Origin of the sequence: uncultured Exiguobacterium sp., assembly GCF_964277885.1 — a bacterium.
GTDB lineage: Bacteria > Bacillota > Bacilli > Exiguobacteriales > Exiguobacteriaceae > Exiguobacterium_A.
Genome location: NZ_CAXYJR010000005.1, coordinates 375,349 through 393,815, shown reverse-complemented (window position 1 = coordinate 393,815; position 18,467 = coordinate 375,349). Strand labels below are relative to the sequence as shown.

Sequence of the window (18,467 nt, the reverse complement as noted above, 5' to 3'; positions counted from 1 at the left end):
ATGGTTCATCCCGCAAGCGACCCTCTTATAAGGCCCCTGTCATCGACTCTCCATTCCGTACTTTTTCAGCGATTTGATCAATCTTCCGCAACCGGTGATTGATTCCTGATTTTGAGATGGAGCCGCTTTCGACCATCTCCCCGAGCTCTTGTAACGTGACGTCTTGATGTGTCACGCGCAAGATCGCAATCTCCTTCAACTTATCCGGTAAAACATCGAGCCCGACCGTCCGCTCAAGGAACTTGATGTTCTCGACTTGACGTAATGCCGCACCGACCGTCTTATTGAGGTTCGCCGTCTCACAGTTGACGAGACGGTTGACCGAGTTACGCATATCTTTTAAGATTCGGACGTCCTCGAACCGTAGCATCGATTGTGTCGCATCGACGAGCTTAAGGAAATCGGAAATCTTTTCGCTCTCCTTGATATAAAGGATGTGTCCCTTTTTCCGTTCGATCGCTTTCGCGTTCAAATCAAAGACGTTCGATAGGCCACGAAGCGCCGCATTATGTTCTTCATATAAACTGAAGATTTCTAAGTGATACGACGACGTCGCCGGATTGTTGAGCGAACCACCGGCGAGGAACGCTCCTCGTAAATACGCGCGTGCCTTCCGTTCATCGTTTAAGATCGTATCACTGATTGAACGAATCATCGTGAACCCTTCTCCAAGGATTCCGAGGTCTTGTAAAATCTTATCCGCCTGTTGTTTGACGCGGACGATATAGACATTATTCTTTTTCAGACGCATTTTCTTCCGCACGAGCAGATCGAGATGGACTCCGTATGCTTTTTTCAACAGCGAATAGATCCGGCGAGCAATCGAAGCATTCTCGGTCGAGATATCGAGTGTCAGACCACGTCCGAGACCGAACGAGATCGCACCGTTCATCCGGGCGAGTGCCGCGAGTTCCGCTTTCATCTCGTGATCGGTGATCGGGATCTGCGTTAATTCTTTTTTGACTTCTGAGGCAAAGCTCATGTCAGCTCCTCCTTCCCTTCGAGTTGACGCATCCGTCGAATGGACAACACCTTTCGCATGACAAGACTTGCGACCGCATCTGAGTCATGACGGATGAAGTGATGATTGTAATCGACGATATCGTCTGCCAGCACTTCGACGCCTGCGAGTTCGAATTGTTTTTCATTATAGGTGACGATGTCGGCATGATCCTTTTGATACTTTTTCAAGTAACCGGCATCGATTGACTCGTTATTGACGATGATCGTATCGACGACACCTTGACCGAGAAAACGTTCAAGCGTCGATAAGTGCTCATTGGCTGTAAATGCCGTCGTCTCACCTGGTTGTGTCATGACGTTACAAATATAGACGACTGGAGCCAGCGACTGCTGGATCGCTTCCCGAATCTCGTCGATCAAGACGTTCGGGATGATACTCGTATAAAGACTTCCTGGTCCAAGGACGATCACATCAGCATCGAGAATCGCTTGAATCGCCTCCGGTACCGGACGGACATCCTGTTCTTCAAGGAAGATTCGTTCAATCTTCTTACCGACCGTCGGAATCAGTGACTCACCTTTGACGATCGTCCCGTCCTCGAATTCGGCACATAACGTGATTGTGCGCTCTGTCGCCGGATACACTTTCCCTTCCGCGTTCAACAGTTGACCCATGACACCGATCGCTTCGACGAATGAACCGTTACAGAGTTGCGTCGCTGCCGTCAGCATTAAGTTCCCTAGCGAATGACCGTGTAAGCCTTCGCCTGTCTCGAAACGATATTGCATGATCCGGTCCATCAAGGTTTCCGACTTCGATAAGGCGACGATGACGTTTCGAATATCGCCCGGCGGCAACATATTGAATTCTGTCCGCAGACGACCAGAACTTCCCCCATCATCGGCGACCGTGACGATCGCTGTGATATCAAGTGGATAATGCTTCAGTCCACGAAGAAGCGTCGAGAGTCCTGTCCCGCCACCAATGGCGACGACTTTACGTTCCCATTTCATCACTTCTCCTCCTTCGCATGCACATAATCCCGATGGTTCGTCTCGATGTGGTACTGCGTGGCAAATTCCTTGCTGATTGCTTCCGCGAACGTGATCGAACGATGCTTCCCGCCTGTACAACCGAGGGCGATGACGAGTTGTGATTTCCCTTCCCGCTCATATTGCGGAATCAGGAACTCGAGCAAATCAACAAGTTTCTTATAGAACAGCTTTGCTTCCGGCCACTGCATGACATACGACGCGACTTCTTCATCGAGTCCTGTCTTTGGACGCAGTTCAGGAATATAAAACGGATTCGGTAAGAACCGGAGGTCAAATACAAGATCGGCATCAAGCGGTAAGCCGTGTTTAAAGCCAAACGACATGACGTTGACCGTAAACGGAATCCGTTCCCCTGTCGTAAATTCCTTCAAAAGGCGTTCTTTTAGCGCAAGCGGTTTGATATCACTCGTATCAATCAACATCTGTGCCTTGTCACGGAAGCCTTCGAGTAAGGTCCGCTCACGTTCAATCCCGGTCAATGGTGAGTCGGTCGGTGCAAGCGGATGGGAACGACGCGATTCTTTATAACGGCGTACGAGGACATCGTTACGCGCATCGAGATAGAGCATCCGCGTTTGTAAGTTCGTCTTTTTCAAATCTTCATAAACGACGAAAAAACTATCAATGAAATCACGCGCACGTGTATCGATGGCAACGGCGATTTTAGGACGCACTTGTCCGATGACTTCGATGAGTTGTGGCAATAACGTCGGTGGTAGATTGTCAACGCAGAAATAGCCCAAATCTTCAAAGCTGTTCATTGCGACTGTCTTTCCAGCCCCACTCATACCCGTGATGATCACAAGTTGCGGTTGATTCTGTTCCATCTTTTCGCCCTCCAGACAACAGTTCCGTGTGTATTTTTCGCTTCTTTCTCAGTATATCATAAAAAAAGAGCCAGCTTCACTGAAGGTACCTTCAATGAAACTGGTTCGTTATTACGCGTGTGAGGATTCTTGTAATTCTTCAAGTAACGCTTCGATGAAGTGTTGCGCGTTTTGCGCTGCGATCGAACCATCATTCGTTGCTGTAACGACTTGACGCAATGTTTTTTCACGCACGTCACCAGCAGCAAAAATCCCTTTGATGTTGGTTTCCATCGCTTCGTTCGTCACGACGTAACCTTGGTCGTTCAAGATACCGAGATCTTGGACGTAACCAGTGATTGGATTCATCCCGATGTAGATGAAGACCCCATCGATCGGATGCGTCGTCACGTCAGCTGTTTTTGTATTGATCAGCTCGATACCGCCGACTTTCCCGTCTTGTTCGTTAATCTGTTTAACCGTATGGTTCCAGATGAAGTCGATTTTCGGGTTGTCGAACGCACGTTTTTGAAGGATTTTTTGAGCACGAAGCTCATCACGACGATGAACGATCGTGACTTTTTTCGCGAAACGTGTCAAGTAGACACCTTCTTCTACCGCAGAGTCGCCTCCACCGATGACGAAGAGTTCTTTTTCTTTGAAGAACGCCCCATCACAGACCGCACAATACGAGACACCGCGACCGCCGAGTTCTTCTTCTCCCGGTACACCGATTTTTTTATATTGTGCACCAGACGCGATAATGATTGCCCGTGCGTAGTAATCTTTGTTGTGTGCATGAATCGTTTTGTATGCTTTACCGTCTTCGATGCTTCGAACATCTCCGTACGCATATTCTGCGCCGAATGCTTTCGAGTGGTCGAACATTTTTTGTGAGAGATCTGGTCCGAGGATGCTATCGTATCCTGGGTAGTTCTCAATATCTTCTGTGTTCGCCATCTGACCGCCCGGAATCCCGCGTTCGATCATCAATGTCGAAAGGTTCGCACGTGATGCATAAAGTGCGGCTGTCATCCCAGCAGGACCTGCCCCGATGATGATGACGTCATAAATTTTTTGTTCTGTTTCCGCCATGATTCCACCCCATTTATCGTAATCGTTGTAGTTTGAGTATAGGTGAGAATCCCCTAAACGTCTAACACTTTGCTTGTAGCGGTGCCAACATCCGTTCATATGTCCGGATCATCGATGCGACATGATCGAACGAACAATCGACGAGCGATGCACATTCCTCGATCAACATCCCGTCCCGTAAATCATGAAACAAATAAAGCAGTGATGCCGCAGATGCTTCAATCGAATCGAACGACTCCCCACTTAAGACGAGCTGTGCGAAGCGTTCATAAAAGTCTCCTTCGAGACTCATTCGTTCTTCGTCTGAAACGAATCGTTCCGCAAGACGGATCGTCTGCAATGCCCGGTGAATGCGTTCATCCACGACATCGGTCCGTCCTTCCATCTCGACGATGATCTGTTCCGTCAATAACAGAACGTCTTCCCGGTCCGTCACTTCTGGCATCATCGACAATGCAAGCCGTGCTTCAGCATCGTTCAGTTTACCAAGAAGAAGTGCCGTGAAAATCCGTGAGACATCATCCTCCGTCTTTAACGCTTGAATGAGTGCCGAGCGAAACTGCAGATTATGCCGGATGTCATACGTATCCGTCTCTTCTTTTAACGCTTGTGCTTCGTCCGATTTCAAAAAAGCCGCTGCTTCTTCGACGTGCCCTGTCTTATAGGCAGAGATCGATAACCAGTGCCCGAAGAGTGGGTCTCCCCGGTAACCGCGACGCTCGAGCAACTTCAACTCTTCATAGGCAATATCGTATCGTCCGATGATCGCAAGCGTCGACGCGACCTTATAACGTGTCTCAAGATGCACGGAACGGACGTGTTCGAGCTGACGAGAGAGACGGTGTGCCTCTTCGTCCTGTCCCATCTCGTGTAGCAAGACGAGCGTGTTACAGAGGGCATGCAAATTCCCCGGGTTTCCTTCAAGAACCCGTTCGAGGGAAGCGAATGCCTGATCATTCTCTCCTAAATAGAACTCGACGATCGCGAGGTTATTGTAGGCTGGCCAGAACGTCGGATACTGGGCAATCAGCCCCGTCAACGTTTCCTGTGCCGCGAACAGCATTCCTTTATCGATCTGGCGTTGCGCCTGACCATGCAGACGAATCAATTCGTCCTCTTCGTCGTCTTCCATCTCTTGTTCAAGATCAATCAGTTCCACGAGTGCGGCCGATGCCTCCGCGTGTTTGCCGTTTGGTGCTTGCTCTAAATATTCCATCGCATGTTGTCGCGCTTCTTCATAAAGTGAGACGTGTGCGTAGTTATTCGCTAAATAAAAGAGTGCTTCCGTATTTGATGCGTCGAGTGCGCGTACTTGTTTCAAGACATCATTCGCATGATTGATTTCTCCTGTCTCGAATAAGACACGGGCATAACGGAGCAAATAACGGATGTCCGCTGGCTGAAGTGTCGTCGCCTCATCTAAATGATAGACGGCTTCGTCCAGTCGCCCTTCCCGGTGCGCCTTCCGTCCGCGGAAATAAAAAAGTTCCGCTTGGCGCGCTGTTATCGCAAAGGGGTCTGCTTTGTATTTGGTTAATTCCATCATGATTCAAGCCCCCATAAATAGTAAACTGGTTTCGTAGTTGCAGACACAAGAATACCCTATCTCTAGGAGGCATGCAACAGAAAAAAACGCCGGAGTTCATCCCCAGCGTTTCGCATAAATCGATTCCAGTTCTTTGTAATTCTCTAAGCATTTTCGTACAAAAGCATCCGTCTCTGGATTCAGTCCTTCAAGACGTGCCACGTCCTTGTCATATGCCTGCCGTAAGCTCGTCGCATAATCCGGAATCTCTCCGTCATACGCATAAACGACTGCGGGTGAAACCGTGATCTTTTCGTGCTTATGCAAGGCGGTCCGGATATGAAAGAGCGGGACATCGACTTGGTTCGGTTGGTGAAGATCTCCTTGAACCGGATGCTTTTCGACAGCCAATACCTCAACGACGAGACCTTGTGGACGTTCGGCGAATAATCTTCCGAAATACTTTCCTGTCTTATACGTAAAGCGGATGTGCGTCATCTTTTTTCCTTCTTCCTTCTCACAGTTTTGTCACATTTCGTGCCGGCGAAGCGGCTGACTCGAGACGCGTTCATTCGGTGCGATGTCCCGATGAACGACCGATCCGGCACCAACGACGGCACCATCTCCAATCGACACGCCCGGTAGGATCGTCACGTTCGCGCCAATCAAGACGTTACTTCCGATGATGACGTCACCTAAACGGTACTCCGTCGTCAAATATTCATGGCAGAGAATCGTCGTATTGAAACCGATGATCGTATTGTCACCAATCGTGATCCGCTCCGGGAACATCGTGTCTGGCATCACCATCAAGGCAAGTGCCGTCTTCTCCCCGATCTTCATCCGAAGACAAGTCCGGTAGAGCGTGTTCTTGAAGCGTAGCGACGGAGCAAACCGACCGATCGTGATGATCGTAAAGCACCACATCACTTTAAAGAACGATACCGTCCGGTACATATGCCAGAGTGGATTCGTCGTTCCGACTTGAAATCGATCAGTTCGCCGCGCCATTTTGTTCCTCCAGCCAAGCAGCAAGATGGTCCATCGAATCAATGATGACGTCCGGCTCGAGGGCTTCTAAGTACGCGCGACCTTTAATCGCCCAACCGACCGCGACCGTCTTCAGTCCCGCGTTCTTACCACCGAGAATGTCCGTATCGTTGTCACCGACCATGATTGTTTCGCTTGCTGTTGCTCCAAGCAACTGCATCGCTTTTTCGAACGGCTCAACGGCTGGTTTTTCTTCCGTTACGTCGTCGGCTGCGATGACGGCGTCAAAGAGTGACGTCAATCCGAATAACTCGATGCCGCGGAGAGCGACACGACGACTTTTCGACGTGACGACCGCCATCTTGTAACCTGCTTCATGCAGACGGCGTAATCCGTCAAGCACACCCGGATACTCGAGTACGAGAGCGTCATGCATCGCGATGTTATAGCTACGATAAAAAGCGACCATCTCTTTCCACTGTTCCGCATTCATCGCCGAGAACGATTTTTCTAGCGTCGGACCGATGAACGGAAGCAGTTCCGCTTCCGTGAACGTCCGGTCAGGGTAATAGTAACTGAGCGTATGCTCGAAGCTCTTTAAAATCAATGGATTCGTGTCGATCAACGTTCCATCTAAATCAAACAAAAGTGTGCGAATCATTGATTACTTCGCCTCCTTTTTTGAACCGTCCAAGTAACGAACGGCGTTTCGACGAACAACCATCATGATCACACCGAAGATGATCAGACAGATCGAGACGATTTGCGCTGTCCGGAGTCCATCAGCCATCAGACTGTCCGTCCGGAGTCCTTCGATATAGTAGCGTCCGATCGAATACCAAATCAAGTAACCGAGGAAGACATATCCACGACGTGGGTTGAACTTCATCCGCCAGATAATTAACAGAATGACACCGATGATGTTCCAGATGCTTTCATAGAGGAATGTCGGTAAATAGTACGTTCCATCGATATACATCTGATTGACGATCCAGTTCGGCAAGTGCAATGTATCTTGCAAGTACGACCACGTCGTCTCGCCACCGTGTGCTTCTTGGTTGAAGAAGTTGCCCCAACGTCCGACGGCTTGTCCGAACAAGAGCGACGGTGCCAGGATATCAGCGATCTGCCAGAACGAAATCTTTTTCTTACGCGTATAGATGATGACTGTCAAAATCGCCCCGATAATTGCTCCATGGATCGCAATCCCACCTTGGCGAATGTTGATGATTTGATCGAGATGCTGACTGTAGTAGTCCCACTCGAACGTGACATAGTAAATCCGAGCGCAGATGATACTGATCGGAATCGACCAAATGACGACATCGACCGCATACTCTTCGTTGAAGCCGATTCGCTTCGACTCGAAGATTGCGATCAACAGACCAACGACCGCACCGAGCGCAATGACGATGCCGTACCAGTAAATCGGTACCGGACCAAGATTGATTGCGACACGATCAAACGTTGGCTGTACAGAGGCTAAAGTTCCCATCAAAGACCACCATTCCCATCTTCAATTGCTTGTGCGAGACGTCCCGCGAATTCTTCTGCTGTGTTGATGCCCATATTCTTCAGACGATAGTTCATCGCTGCCACTTCGATGATGACAGCAAGGTTTCGTCCAGGACGAACCGGAATCGTCAGGAACGGGATTTCCGTATCGATGATTTGAAGTGTTTCTTGATCGAGACCGACACGGTCATAGACTTTCGATTGATCCCAAATCTCAAGGTTACAGACGAGGCTGATTTTCTTGTGCGAGCGAACAGCACCTGCACCGAACAACGTCATCACGTCGATGATCCCGATTCCACGAATCTCAAGCAGATGTTGAATCAACTTCGGTGCCGTCCCAACAAGAATCCCGTCACCAGTTTGACGAATCTCAACCGAGTCGTCCGCGACGAGACGGTGACCCCGCTTAACGAGTTCGAGTGCTGTTTCCGATTTACCAACACCACTTGCCCCTTTGATGAAGACACCGACACCATAGATATCGACAAGGACACCATGCATCGCTGTCGTCGGCGCGAGTTCCGCTTCGAGGAAGTTCGTGATCTGAGACTCGACCGATGTCGTATGCCCTTTTGTCGTCAACAGTGGCACGTTCGTCTCGTCCGCGGCTTGGATGATTGCTTCCGGAACTTCGAATCCTCGTGTGATCAAAATACCAGGTGTTTCATCCGTACAGAGGACATTCGCCCGTTCGCGTTGTTCCTCGTACGTTAAGTTATTGAAGAACGTCAATTCCGTTTTACCGAGAATCTGAAGACGTTCTGCCGGGTAATAGGCATAATAACCGGCAAGCACAAGGCCAGGTCGGCACAAATCAGCCGTCAGAATCGGGCGGTGTAAGCCCTCTTCTCCCGTGACGATGTGGAGATTGAATTGTTTTACGATTTCAGCTGTTCGCACTTTTGGTTGCACGCTTCGTCAGCCCCTTTCACTTGAAGTATTGTACCATATTTTTATTCGGTTCATGGAATTGGATTAGAAGCATGATTTCTTGGGAATGGAATAAAGAGTTAATATTTTGAAGGAGGTTTTGCCATGATGTCAGGTGGCGGTATTTGGTTTGTTTTAGTACTTATTTTATTTGGGGTCCTCGCAATCGCTGGTTTCGTATATCTCGTGATTTCGCTCATCGATATGTGGAAAGCCTACTCCCGGAATCAAGATCAAACAGCCCTTTTATTCTTCATCATTTCCATTATCGGGATCTTCATCAGTGGGTCTTTCATCTCTTACGTCCTCGCAATCATCTTCTATTGGAATCGGGCACGCGGAAAGAGTTGGCTCGGCATCGGTCTGATCCTCGTGTCGATTTTCCTCGCGATTATCGGTGTCATCGCCTTACTCTCGTTCGGGTATGACATGAACAACATCGAAAACATGAACTTCGATGAACCGATGATGGATCAGGACTACAACTATTAATGTAAGCTACACCCATCTTCTTATGAGGATGGGTGTTTGTTTATCTAAAGAAAAACATAGCGATGTACCCTTTTCTTTTACTTGCTTTCCTCAGGCGAGACACGAGCCACGTAAAAAGCAGATACATAAAAATAGCTACCTGATTCGATTAAGAATCAAGTAGCTGTTATCTATTTCTTATAACGCTTGTGGACTGAGGTGAACACCGTGCGTGACCGAAATCGTACCTGTCTTCGTATCCGCTTCGACCTCGATTTTTGGTGAACGACCGCGTCCTGAGACGAAATGGAGTTTCCGGTTGACGATCTCTTTTTGATCCCGAATCAATTCCATGTCATCGAGGTTGCAGTTGAGACCACCGAAGTTCGTCTCGAGTTCCCCGTAGACTTCAGCACCGTGCGGTAACATCAAGGCGATGCTTCCGGCAAGTGACGAGGCTTTGACTTTCGCATTTTGCGCTGTCTTCAGCTCGCAACGGACGTTTCCGTTCGCTGTTTTTAGTTCTGAACGTTCAAAGACACCGGTCGTGATGATTTGACCGTTGGCTGTCTTCGCTTTCAAGACCTTCAACTCCGACTCTTCGATTTCGATCGAGCCGTTCGCTGTCGATACTTTGACATCCTCACTGAAGAGGTCACGGACGTTGACCCGACCGTTCGCCGTCATCAGTTGAGCAGACGTCGTATCGAGTGACGATAACGAAATCTCACCGTTCAACGTCTGTAAGACGAATGACTCGTAATGACGGCGTGGTACTTTCAGGTGGACCGTCGCTCGAACACTCTTATCCTTCAAACGAATTGAGAGTGTATTCGCCGACACTGCGTGCTGAACAGCAGCTTGTAGTTGCTCAAGCGCCTGTTCTTCCGTCACCTGTTGGCGGCGGAGCGGACGTCCTGTCACCGTTAATTCGCATTCTTCGAGATCACTTGGTTCGACGACCAAGTTCGCATTGAACAGATCAACGTGAACCGTCTCACCACTGAACGGGAATTGTTTGACGTAGGTGACGTTCGGACCAGATGCCTGATTGAGCGAAAGATCACTATCCTTGATTCGGCTGACGAGATTATCGAACGCTGACATGACTTTCGTCGTCAGTGAATCGACAGAATACTGGTCAACCCGATCATACTGTTCTGGTTCATCGACGTACTTATGTTCACTGGCAGAAGTTGCACGTTCGTCGATTGCTTCGAGTCGCTCGAGTTTATCGAGTGCCTCATCAATCGTTAACTTTCCTTCTTTGACTTGCTCCAAAATCAATTGACGCATATCTTGCTTCATGAACCGTTCCCTCCTATTCTTGAACCTCAAACGTGTGTTACGTGATACTTCCGTTTAAGTTCCCTTAGTTCCTTCTTACGAATCCTCATCCACAAAAGTTTCACGATTCAATTCGTGCCGCGTCGCGTTCAAGGACAGGTGCGAGGTATCGTCCCGTGTAGGATGCTTCAACTTCAGCGATCTGTTCTGGTGTACCGGCAGCAACAATCGTTCCACCACCGTCGCCCCCTTCAGGTCCGAGATCGATCAGGTAATCGGCCGTCTTGATGACATCCAGGTTGTGTTCGATGACGAGTACCGTGTCGCCATTATCGACGAGACGTTGCAATACTTTTAGGAGACGCGCGATATCATGGACATGGAGTCCTGTCGTCGGTTCATCGAGAATATAGATCGTCTTCCCGGTCGAACGTTTATGCAACTCAGACGCCAGTTTAACGCGCTGTGCTTCCCCACCGGACAATTCCGTCGCAGGTTGACCGAGACGCATGTACGTCAATCCAACATCCGCGATCGTCTGCAATTTGCGCGTGATCTTCGGAATGTTCTCGAAGAAGGCAAGGGCATCTTCAACCGTCATCTCAAGCACGTCGGCAATCGTCTTGCCTTTATATTTCACTTCGAGTGTTTCGCGGTTGTAACGTTTCCCGTGACAGACTTCACACGGAACATAGACGTCCGGTAAGAAGTGCATCTCAATCTTGATGATTCCGTCACCGCGACATGCTTCACAGCGTCCACCTTTGATATTGAAACTGAAACGTCCTTTTTTATAACCTCGGAGTTTCGCTTCGTTTGTCGAAGCAAAGACGTCACGAATGTCATCGAAGACACCGGTATACGTCGCTGGGTTCGAACGTGGTGTCCGCCCGATTGGCGATTGGTCGATGTCGATGACCTTATCGATTTGTTCCAGACCCGTGATTCCTTTATGAGCACCCGGCTTTTCTTTCGCCCGGTTCATCTCGTGGGCGATCGTCTTATAAAGAATTTCATTGATCAACGTCGATTTACCAGAACCAGATACTCCGGTGACGGCGACGAACAGACCAAGCGGAATGTCGACATCAACGTTCTTCAAGTTGTTTTCCGATGCTTTGTGGATATGGAGCATCCGACCGTCCGGCTCTTTTCGAGTCGACGGAACAGGAATGAACTTCTTACCGGACAAATATTGACCGGTCAACGAGTTCGCGTCCTGCATCAACTCTTCTGGCTTCCCGGCTGCCGTGACGAATCCGCCGTGATCACCGGCACCAGGTCCGATATCGATCAAGTAGTCGGCTGCCATCATCGTGTCTTCATCGTGTTCGACGACGATCAATGTATTACCGAGATCACGCATCGCCTTCAGCGTATTGATCAGACGATCATTATCGCGTTGGTGTAAACCGATCGATGGTTCATCAAGAACGTAGAGAACACCCGTCAAACGCGAACCGATTTGTGTCGCGAGACGAATCCGTTGCGCTTCACCACCGGACAACGTTCCCGCTGCGCGTGAGATCGTCAAGTAATCGAGACCGACGTTCTCGAGGAACGAAGCGCGTTCGTGAATCTCACGAACAATCATTCGCGAAATCGTCTGATCCTTCTCACTTAATTTCTCCGGCAGTTCGTCGAAGAACATGACCGCTTGTTTAACAGACATCTTCGTCACTTCACCGATATGGTGATCGGATACTTTGACGGCGAGTGATTCCCGTTTCAAGCGGTGTCCTTTACACGTCGGACAAGCTTTCTTCGCCATGTAGCCTTCCATCTGTTCCCGGATATAATCAGACGATGTCTCCTTGAAGCGACGCTGTAAGTTATTGAGGACCCCTTCGAAGTAGAGGTCCGTGTTTCGGACCATCCCGAAGTCGTTCTCATACCGGAAGTGGATCTCTTCCTTCGTGTTTCCGTTCAAGATCGTTTCGCGGTGTTCTTCTGACAATTGTTCGAACGGTGTATCCATATCGATCTTGAAGTGGTCACAGACCGCTTTGAGTAATTGTGGATAATACTGCGAGCTCGTCGGTTCCCACGCTACGATCGCCCCTTCGTTTAATGACTTATCGGGATGTGGCACGACGAGATCAACATCGACCTCAAGCTTCGTTCCGAGACCGTCACATGACGTACAAGCACCAAACGGTGAGTTGAACGAGAACATCCGTGGTTCAAGTTCGCCGATCGAGAAGCCACAGATCGGACAAGCATGATGTTCACTGAACAACAATTCGTTGCCATCCATCGTATCGACGATGACCCGACCGTCCGCGAGGCGAAGTGCAGTCTCGAGTGAGTCGGCAAGACGAGCTTCGACATCTGGCCGCACGACGACACGGTCGACGACGACTTCGATCGAGTGTTTCTTGTTTTTCTCAAGCGTGATCTCTTCGGCAAGATCCATCGTCTCTCCGTTGACACGAACGCGGACGAAACCTTCCTTCTTCAAATCGTCGAGCACTTTGACGTGCGTTCCTTTACGTCCGGAAACGATTGGCGCGAGGATTTGCAGACGCGTCCGCTCCGGCAACTCCATCACTTGGTCGACCATCTGACTGATCGTCTGGCTCGAAATCTCGATTCCGTGATTCGGACAAATCGGTTTACCGATCCGTGCGTACAATAGACGCAAATAATCATAGATCTCTGTGACCGTTCCGACCGTTGAACGTGGGTTTTTACTCGTCGTCTTCTGGTCGATTGAAATTGCTGGACTCAGTCCTTCGATCGTGTCGACATCCGGTTTATCCATCTGTCCGAGGAACTGACGAGCATAAGCAGATAAACTTTCGACATAACGCCGTTGTCCTTCCGCGTAAATCGTATCGAAGGCAAGCGACGATTTCCCTGACCCGGACAAGCCCGTCAAGACGACGAGCTGATCGCGGGGGATTTCGACATCGATGTTTTGTAGATTATTGACGCGAGCGCCTTTGATGATAATCTGATTCTTCTTTTCTCCCAACTTAGGCACCTGCTTTCAATTCTAATATGAGGTCGCGAAGCTCGGCAGCTCGTTCGAACTGCATGTCTTTCGCCGCTTGACGCATCTCTTGGTCAAGCTGTTCAAGCAACGTTTCACGCTCCGGTTTTTTGAGTTTGTTGAACTTCTCAAGTTTTTCGACGGTATCGTCGCTCTCGATTGTCGTACTGATGACACCACGCACGTCTTTTTTGATCGTCTGCGGCGTAATGCCATGTTCTTCGTTGAACGCCATCTGGATCGCGCGACGGCGTTCCGTTTCATCGATCGCACGTTGCATCGAATCGGTGATTTTATCGGCAAACAAGATGACGTGTCCTTCCGCGTTCCGAGCCGCCCGACCAATCGTTTGAATCAGCGAACGGTCCGAACGCAAGAAGCCTTCCTTATCGGCATCAAGAATCGTCACGAGTGAGACTTCCGGAATATCGAGTCCTTCTCGTAACAAGTTGATTCCGACAAGGACATCATATTTCCCGAGTCGTAAGTCACGGATGATTTCAATTCGTTCGAGTGTCTTGATCTCCGAGTGCATGTAGTTGACCTTGACGCCATTCTCTTTCAAGTAATCGGTCAAGTCTTCTGCCATCTTCTTCGTCAGTGTCGTCACGAGAACACGTTCGTTCTTCGCGACCCGGTCACGGATGTTATCCATCAAGTAATCGATTTGTCCCGTAATCGGATGAATCTCAATCGTCGGATCGACGAGACCGGTCGGACGGATGATTTGCTCGACCATCTCTTTCGAATGTTCGAGTTCATATGGTCCTGGTGTCGCCGAGATATAGATCGCCTGACTGACTTTTTCCTCGAACTCCTCGAACCGTAACGGACGGTTGTCTTTTGCCGAAGGGAGACGGAAGCCGTGATCGACGAGGACTTGTTTCCGTGCCTGGTCCCCGTTGTACATCCCGCGAATTTGCGGCAGCGTGACGTGCGACTCATCGGCAACGAGTAAGAAATCTTTCGGGAAGTAATCGAGCAATGTATACGGTGTTGCCCCTTCCGGCATCAAGTTCAAATGACGTGAATAGTTCTCGATTCCGGAGCAATAGCCCATCTCACGCATCATCTCGAGATCGTAGTTCGTCCGTTGTTCGAGCCGTTGTGCTTCGAGCAACTGATTGTCTTCGCGTAACTTCGCAAGCTGGACCTCTAGTTCCTTCTCGATGTTTGCGATTGCTTTTTGCAGACGGGTATCCCCCGTCACGAAGTGGGACGCCGGGAAGATTGAGATGTGCTCACGGTCCGCGACGATCTCACCTGTCAGTGGATCCATGTCACGGATCCGTTCAATCTCGTCACCGAAGAACTCGACCCGGACACACTGTTCGTCGCGTGACGCCGGGAAGATTTCGACGACGTCTCCGCGGACGCGGAACCGTCCGCGCTGGAAATCGATATCGTTACGCTCATACTGAATGTCGATCAGACGACGGAGCATCTCGTTCCGCCCCATCTCATTGCCGACACGCAGGGATAAGACGTGGTTGTTGTACTCTTCCGGGTTACCGAGACCATAGATACACGAGACAGACGCAACGATCAAGACGTCCTCCCGTTCGAACAGGGCGGACGTCGCCGAGTGGCGCAATTTATCGATCTCATCGTTAATCGAAGAGTCCTTCTCAATGAACGTATCCGTCGACGGAACGTATGCTTCCGGTTGGTAATAGTCATAAAAACTAACGAAGTATTCGACCGCATTGTTTGGGAAGAATTCCTTGAACTCCGAGTAGAGTTGTCCCGCTAGTGTTTTGTTGTGGGCAAGAACGAGCGTCGGTTTCTTGATTTCCTTGATGACGTTTGAGACCGTGAACGTCTTCCCGGTACCAGTCGCTCCAAGCAACGTCTGATGTCGTTCGCCTTGTTTTAGCCCAGTCACCAATTTTTCGATTGCTGTCGGCTGATCACCGCCTGGTTCAAATGGTGAAACGAGTTCAAAATCCATCGTTTGCTTCCCCCTCATCACGTTAAAAAATCTATTTCTATTGTATCACTTTACGAACAAACATTCGATTATGAAGTGCTCCTTTTAGGAAGTTACCCTTTTTTTCGAAAATGCAAAAGTTTCTTTTTGCATCGAATGTTGAGCCTCGATTTCTCTGCCGACAAAAAAATCCCCGTCACGGCTGTTCCGTAACAGGGATGTACTCGTTAATGTAAGGACCGCACTTTAGTGCGACCATGAACCGGCTCGTTGACGAACAAGATGCCGAGCTCATGATGATCTTGTTCATAGAATGCACGTTGCGCAAAACGGATGTCTCCGTTATGGTTCATGACTTCAAGACGCAGATACGGTTTGTGTTTTTGAATCGCTTCGTAAAACGATGCTTCTGAGTCGACCTTTTCACCATTGACCTTATAGATTGCTTCACCCGGAATCAAGCCCATCTCAGCAGCCGGTTTATCAGGCAATGTCCCGAGGATGACGGCACCACGCGTTCCATTGAGGAACAATGGCGTCTGCGCCCGGTTCAGGCGTTTGACCCGCTGATGCAACAAAATGTGCAAGACGATCAATAAAACGATTCCGTACAGCCATTCGGCTTGATTGGTCACGTACGCAAGAACCGTCAAGAGAATCGCGACAAGACTCGTGATTAAACGTCCTTGAACGAGCGGACGCATCAATTCTTTCGGCAGCTTACCCGTAAAGAGGAAGCTGAAGCCGATCGGTAACCAAAGAACGATCGGAACGAGTTCTGGAAAGTTATAACGTGGCCACCACGTCTCGAGCACGTCGCCCGGAACAAAGACAAGCAACGGCAACAACCAAAGCTTGTTCGAAGACAGCCCACCGATGAAGCGACCACGCTTCGAGACGACGAGTGACGGTGACAGGCGTCGCTTTCCTCGCCACCAGACGAGGAGACATTCCGCGACGAGCGTTAACGCGGCAAGGAGTAAAATCATCTTTGGCTCGACCGCTCGAACCGGATCAAGACGTGCATCCATTAGGAACCAGCCGGCAAGTCCAAGCAAGACGATCGACCAGAGTGGCAAGTTCAAACGCACGACGCCAATCAACAGTAAAACGCTCGAGAGTCCGAGTAACAACAGAGCGTATTGCGGCGTCAGTGTCAATCCGAGCCAGCCGCTGACGACAGACAGGACGAGACCGACGAGTAACCCCGGTAAAAGTGTTTCGAGGACATCGCTTCGTTTTCCGTGTGTCCGGGAGCGAAATAGTCCGCGTTCCCGTTTGACACGACGGATGCCGATGACCCAACTGACAAGAAGTGCTAACCACAAGGTCGGACTGGCGATGAGACTAATCGCGGTCCAACCAATTTCATCGAGTAATTCCACGCGCATTCAGACCTCTTTCCATTCCTTATTATTGAGAAGCGACCTCGAGTGCTTTTTTCCGCTGGACGTCATTCTTATCGTCCTCGAGTTTCTTCAGGAGACGCGTCTCCATCTCACCTGCTGTCTGCTGATCGATTTTTCCTGTGACGTCGAGCTTCGCATCCTTTTGCAAAGCTTCGACGGCTTTCTTCATCGTGTCACCGAAATACCCATCCTGTCCTTTTGGCTCGAAACCGATTGCTTCGAGGACGAGGTGAGCATTTTCAACTGATTTTCCATAATCGCCGACTTCGAGTGACTTTTGATCAGTCAAAATCTTCGTGACGTTGAAGTAAGCCGGTTGCTTGACTTCAATCGTCGGCTTAACGCCTTTTTTATGAATCCAGTTGCCGTCCGGTGTCAGCCATTTGTTCGTCGTTAACTTTAAATCGCTACCGTCTTTCAAATCATAGGCACTTTGAACGATTCCTTTCCCGAACGATTTCGTACCGACGACATCCGCTCCAGCTCCCTCTTTCAGACCAGCTGCTAAAATCTCAGACGCTGACGCCGATCCGCCGTCTTCGAGCACGACGATGTTATAAGGTTTCTTCTCGTCTGCTTTCCCGAATTCCTGCTGTCGCTCTCCCTTATTGTTCTCGACTTGATAAATCGGAACGTCCTTCGGAATGAACGGTGCAATCATGCTTGAGACAGCTGTTAAGAGACCACCTGGGTTCCCACGGACGTCGATGACAAGTCCATCAATGTTTTGACTCTCGAGTTTCGCAAGACCTTTCTCGAACTCTTTAGCCGTCGGTTCTGAGAACTGTGTCACTTGCAAGACACCGATCTTTTTCCCGTTGACGTCCTCGGTCGACGTATAGACCGTCTCGATTGGAATCGTATCCCGTTTGATCGAGATGTCCATCGCGTCCTGCCCACTCCGTTGAATCGTTAAGACAACATTCGTTCCTTTTTCACCGCGGATTTTCTTGACCGCTTGATCCGTTTTTTGCCCTTTCGTCGACTTGCCATCGATCTTTAGAATGACGTCGCCCGGCTTAATACCAGCTTTTTCGGCCGGTGATCCTTTGATCGGAGAAACGATAACGATCGACTCACCTTTTTGCTCCAATGTCGCACCGATTCCTTCGAACGAAGACGACAGATTCGTATTGAATGATGCCGTTTCCGACTCATCCATGTAAACGGAATATGGATCATCGAGTACTTCCGTCATACCGGATAACGCACCGTCGAGTAATTCTTTGTCCGTTACATCTTTTAAATAATTCTGTTCGATCATCTGGCGGACCTGATCGATTTTTTTCCAATCCCCCGTCGCATTTGAAGAAGACGATGATGTCGAGACGGAATCCGTTCCGCCCGCTGCTAACATTCCAACGGCGCCTACCCCTAAACCAAGCCCGAAGGTACTGACCGCGATCACTGCTGTTGTAGATTTTTTCACGCTTGATTCCCCACTTCCGTTAAAAAACGCATTATTTTTTTCAGTATAGCAAAAAAAGATAGG

At 49.5% G+C, this 18,467-nt stretch carries 16 protein-coding genes; 1 reads left to right on the top strand and 15 read right to left on the bottom strand.

Going from position 1 to position 18,467, the window contains the following annotated elements; genetic code table 11:
* Positions 1 to 25: 25 nt before the first annotated feature.
* From whiA to hprK, 10 genes are all read right to left on the bottom strand, one after another.
* Complete coding sequence (whiA, locus tag ACHWTJ_RS03675) at positions 26 to 982, bottom strand: DNA-binding protein WhiA (RefSeq protein ID WP_023469222.1); 957 nt, start codon at positions 980 to 982, stop codon at positions 26 to 28.
* Positions 979 to 1,977: a YvcK family protein gene (gene yvcK, locus ACHWTJ_RS03670; RefSeq protein ID WP_055968917.1), complete on the bottom strand. Its 999-nt coding sequence runs from the start codon at positions 1,975 to 1,977 to the stop codon at positions 979 to 981. Before yvcK ends, whiA begins: the two co-directional genes overlap by 4 nt.
* Complete coding sequence (rapZ, locus tag ACHWTJ_RS03665; RefSeq protein ID WP_023469224.1) at positions 1,977 to 2,846, bottom strand: RNase adapter RapZ; 870 nt, start codon at positions 2,844 to 2,846, stop codon at positions 1,977 to 1,979. The genes yvcK and rapZ overlap by 1 nt, the downstream gene beginning before the upstream one ends.
* 111 nt (positions 2,847 to 2,957) lie before the next feature.
* Complete coding sequence (trxB, locus tag ACHWTJ_RS03660; protein ID WP_023469225.1) at positions 2,958 to 3,920, bottom strand: thioredoxin-disulfide reductase; 963 nt, start codon at positions 3,918 to 3,920, stop codon at positions 2,958 to 2,960.
* Positions 3,921 to 3,981: 61 nt separating this feature from the next.
* Positions 3,982 to 5,466, bottom strand: a complete 1,485-nt coding sequence (locus tag ACHWTJ_RS03655) for a hypothetical protein (protein WP_394679133.1) — start codon at positions 5,464 to 5,466, stop codon at positions 3,982 to 3,984.
* 96 nt (positions 5,467 to 5,562) lie between these two features.
* Positions 5,563 to 5,943: a sporulation phosphorelay system protein KapB gene (kapB, locus tag ACHWTJ_RS03650; protein ID WP_023469227.1), complete on the bottom strand. Its 381-nt coding sequence runs from the start codon at positions 5,941 to 5,943 to the stop codon at positions 5,563 to 5,565.
* A gap of 30 nt (positions 5,944 to 5,973) precedes the next feature.
* A complete protein-coding gene (locus ACHWTJ_RS03645; protein WP_294743802.1) occupies positions 5,974 to 6,456 on the bottom strand; it encodes a DapH/DapD/GlmU-related protein in 483 nt (160 codons plus the stop codon).
* Complete coding sequence (ppaX, locus tag ACHWTJ_RS03640) at positions 6,440 to 7,096, bottom strand: pyrophosphatase PpaX (RefSeq protein ID WP_394679132.1); 657 nt, start codon at positions 7,094 to 7,096, stop codon at positions 6,440 to 6,442. Before ppaX ends, ACHWTJ_RS03645 begins: the two co-directional genes overlap by 17 nt.
* Before the next feature lie 3 nt (positions 7,097 to 7,099).
* Entirely contained in the window at positions 7,100 to 7,930 is an 831-nt protein-coding gene (gene lgt / locus ACHWTJ_RS03635) for a prolipoprotein diacylglyceryl transferase (protein WP_294743805.1), read from the bottom strand.
* On the bottom strand, positions 7,930 to 8,865 hold the full coding sequence (gene hprK / locus ACHWTJ_RS03630) for an HPr(Ser) kinase/phosphatase (protein ID WP_035396292.1): 936 nt from the start codon (positions 8,863 to 8,865) through the stop codon (positions 7,930 to 7,932). The genes lgt and hprK overlap by 1 nt, the downstream gene beginning before the upstream one ends.
* Before the next feature lie 123 nt (positions 8,866 to 8,988).
* Here hprK and ACHWTJ_RS03625 point away from each other — a divergent pair, with 123 nt between their 5' ends.
* Positions 8,989 to 9,375 carry a hypothetical protein gene (locus ACHWTJ_RS03625; RefSeq protein WP_294743808.1) on the top strand — a complete coding sequence of 129 codons (387 nt, stop codon included), beginning with the start codon at positions 8,989 to 8,991 and terminating at the stop codon, positions 9,373 to 9,375.
* Positions 9,376 to 9,552: 177 nt separating this feature from the next.
* Here ACHWTJ_RS03625 and ACHWTJ_RS03620 read toward each other — a convergent pair whose 3' ends face one another.
* The 5 genes from ACHWTJ_RS03620 to ACHWTJ_RS03600 form a co-directional block, all read right to left on the bottom strand.
* Positions 9,553 to 10,662 carry a DUF4097 family beta strand repeat-containing protein gene (locus ACHWTJ_RS03620; protein WP_056062976.1) on the bottom strand — a complete coding sequence of 370 codons (1,110 nt, stop codon included), beginning with the start codon at positions 10,660 to 10,662 and terminating at the stop codon, positions 9,553 to 9,555.
* Positions 10,663 to 10,762: 100 nt separating this feature from the next.
* On the bottom strand, positions 10,763 to 13,618 hold the full coding sequence (uvrA, locus tag ACHWTJ_RS03615) for an excinuclease ABC subunit UvrA (protein WP_394679131.1): 2,856 nt from the start codon (positions 13,616 to 13,618) through the stop codon (positions 10,763 to 10,765).
* A 1-nt stretch (position 13,619) separates the two neighbouring features.
* The gene (uvrB, locus tag ACHWTJ_RS03610) at positions 13,620 to 15,587 is read right to left on the bottom strand and encodes an excinuclease ABC subunit UvrB (protein ID WP_294743812.1); all 1,968 of its coding nucleotides are present in this window, start codon (positions 15,585 to 15,587) and stop codon (positions 13,620 to 13,622) included.
* Positions 15,588 to 15,793: 206 nt separating this feature from the next.
* On the bottom strand, positions 15,794 to 16,957 hold the full coding sequence (locus ACHWTJ_RS03605; protein WP_394679130.1) for a PDZ domain-containing protein: 1,164 nt from the start codon (positions 16,955 to 16,957) through the stop codon (positions 15,794 to 15,796).
* A 22-nt stretch (positions 16,958 to 16,979) separates the two neighbouring features.
* Positions 16,980 to 18,404 (bottom strand): S41 family peptidase, encoded by a 1,425-nt coding sequence (locus ACHWTJ_RS03600; RefSeq protein ID WP_394679129.1) that lies wholly within the window; start codon positions 18,402 to 18,404, stop codon positions 16,980 to 16,982.
* Positions 18,405 to 18,467 lie beyond the last annotated feature (63 nt).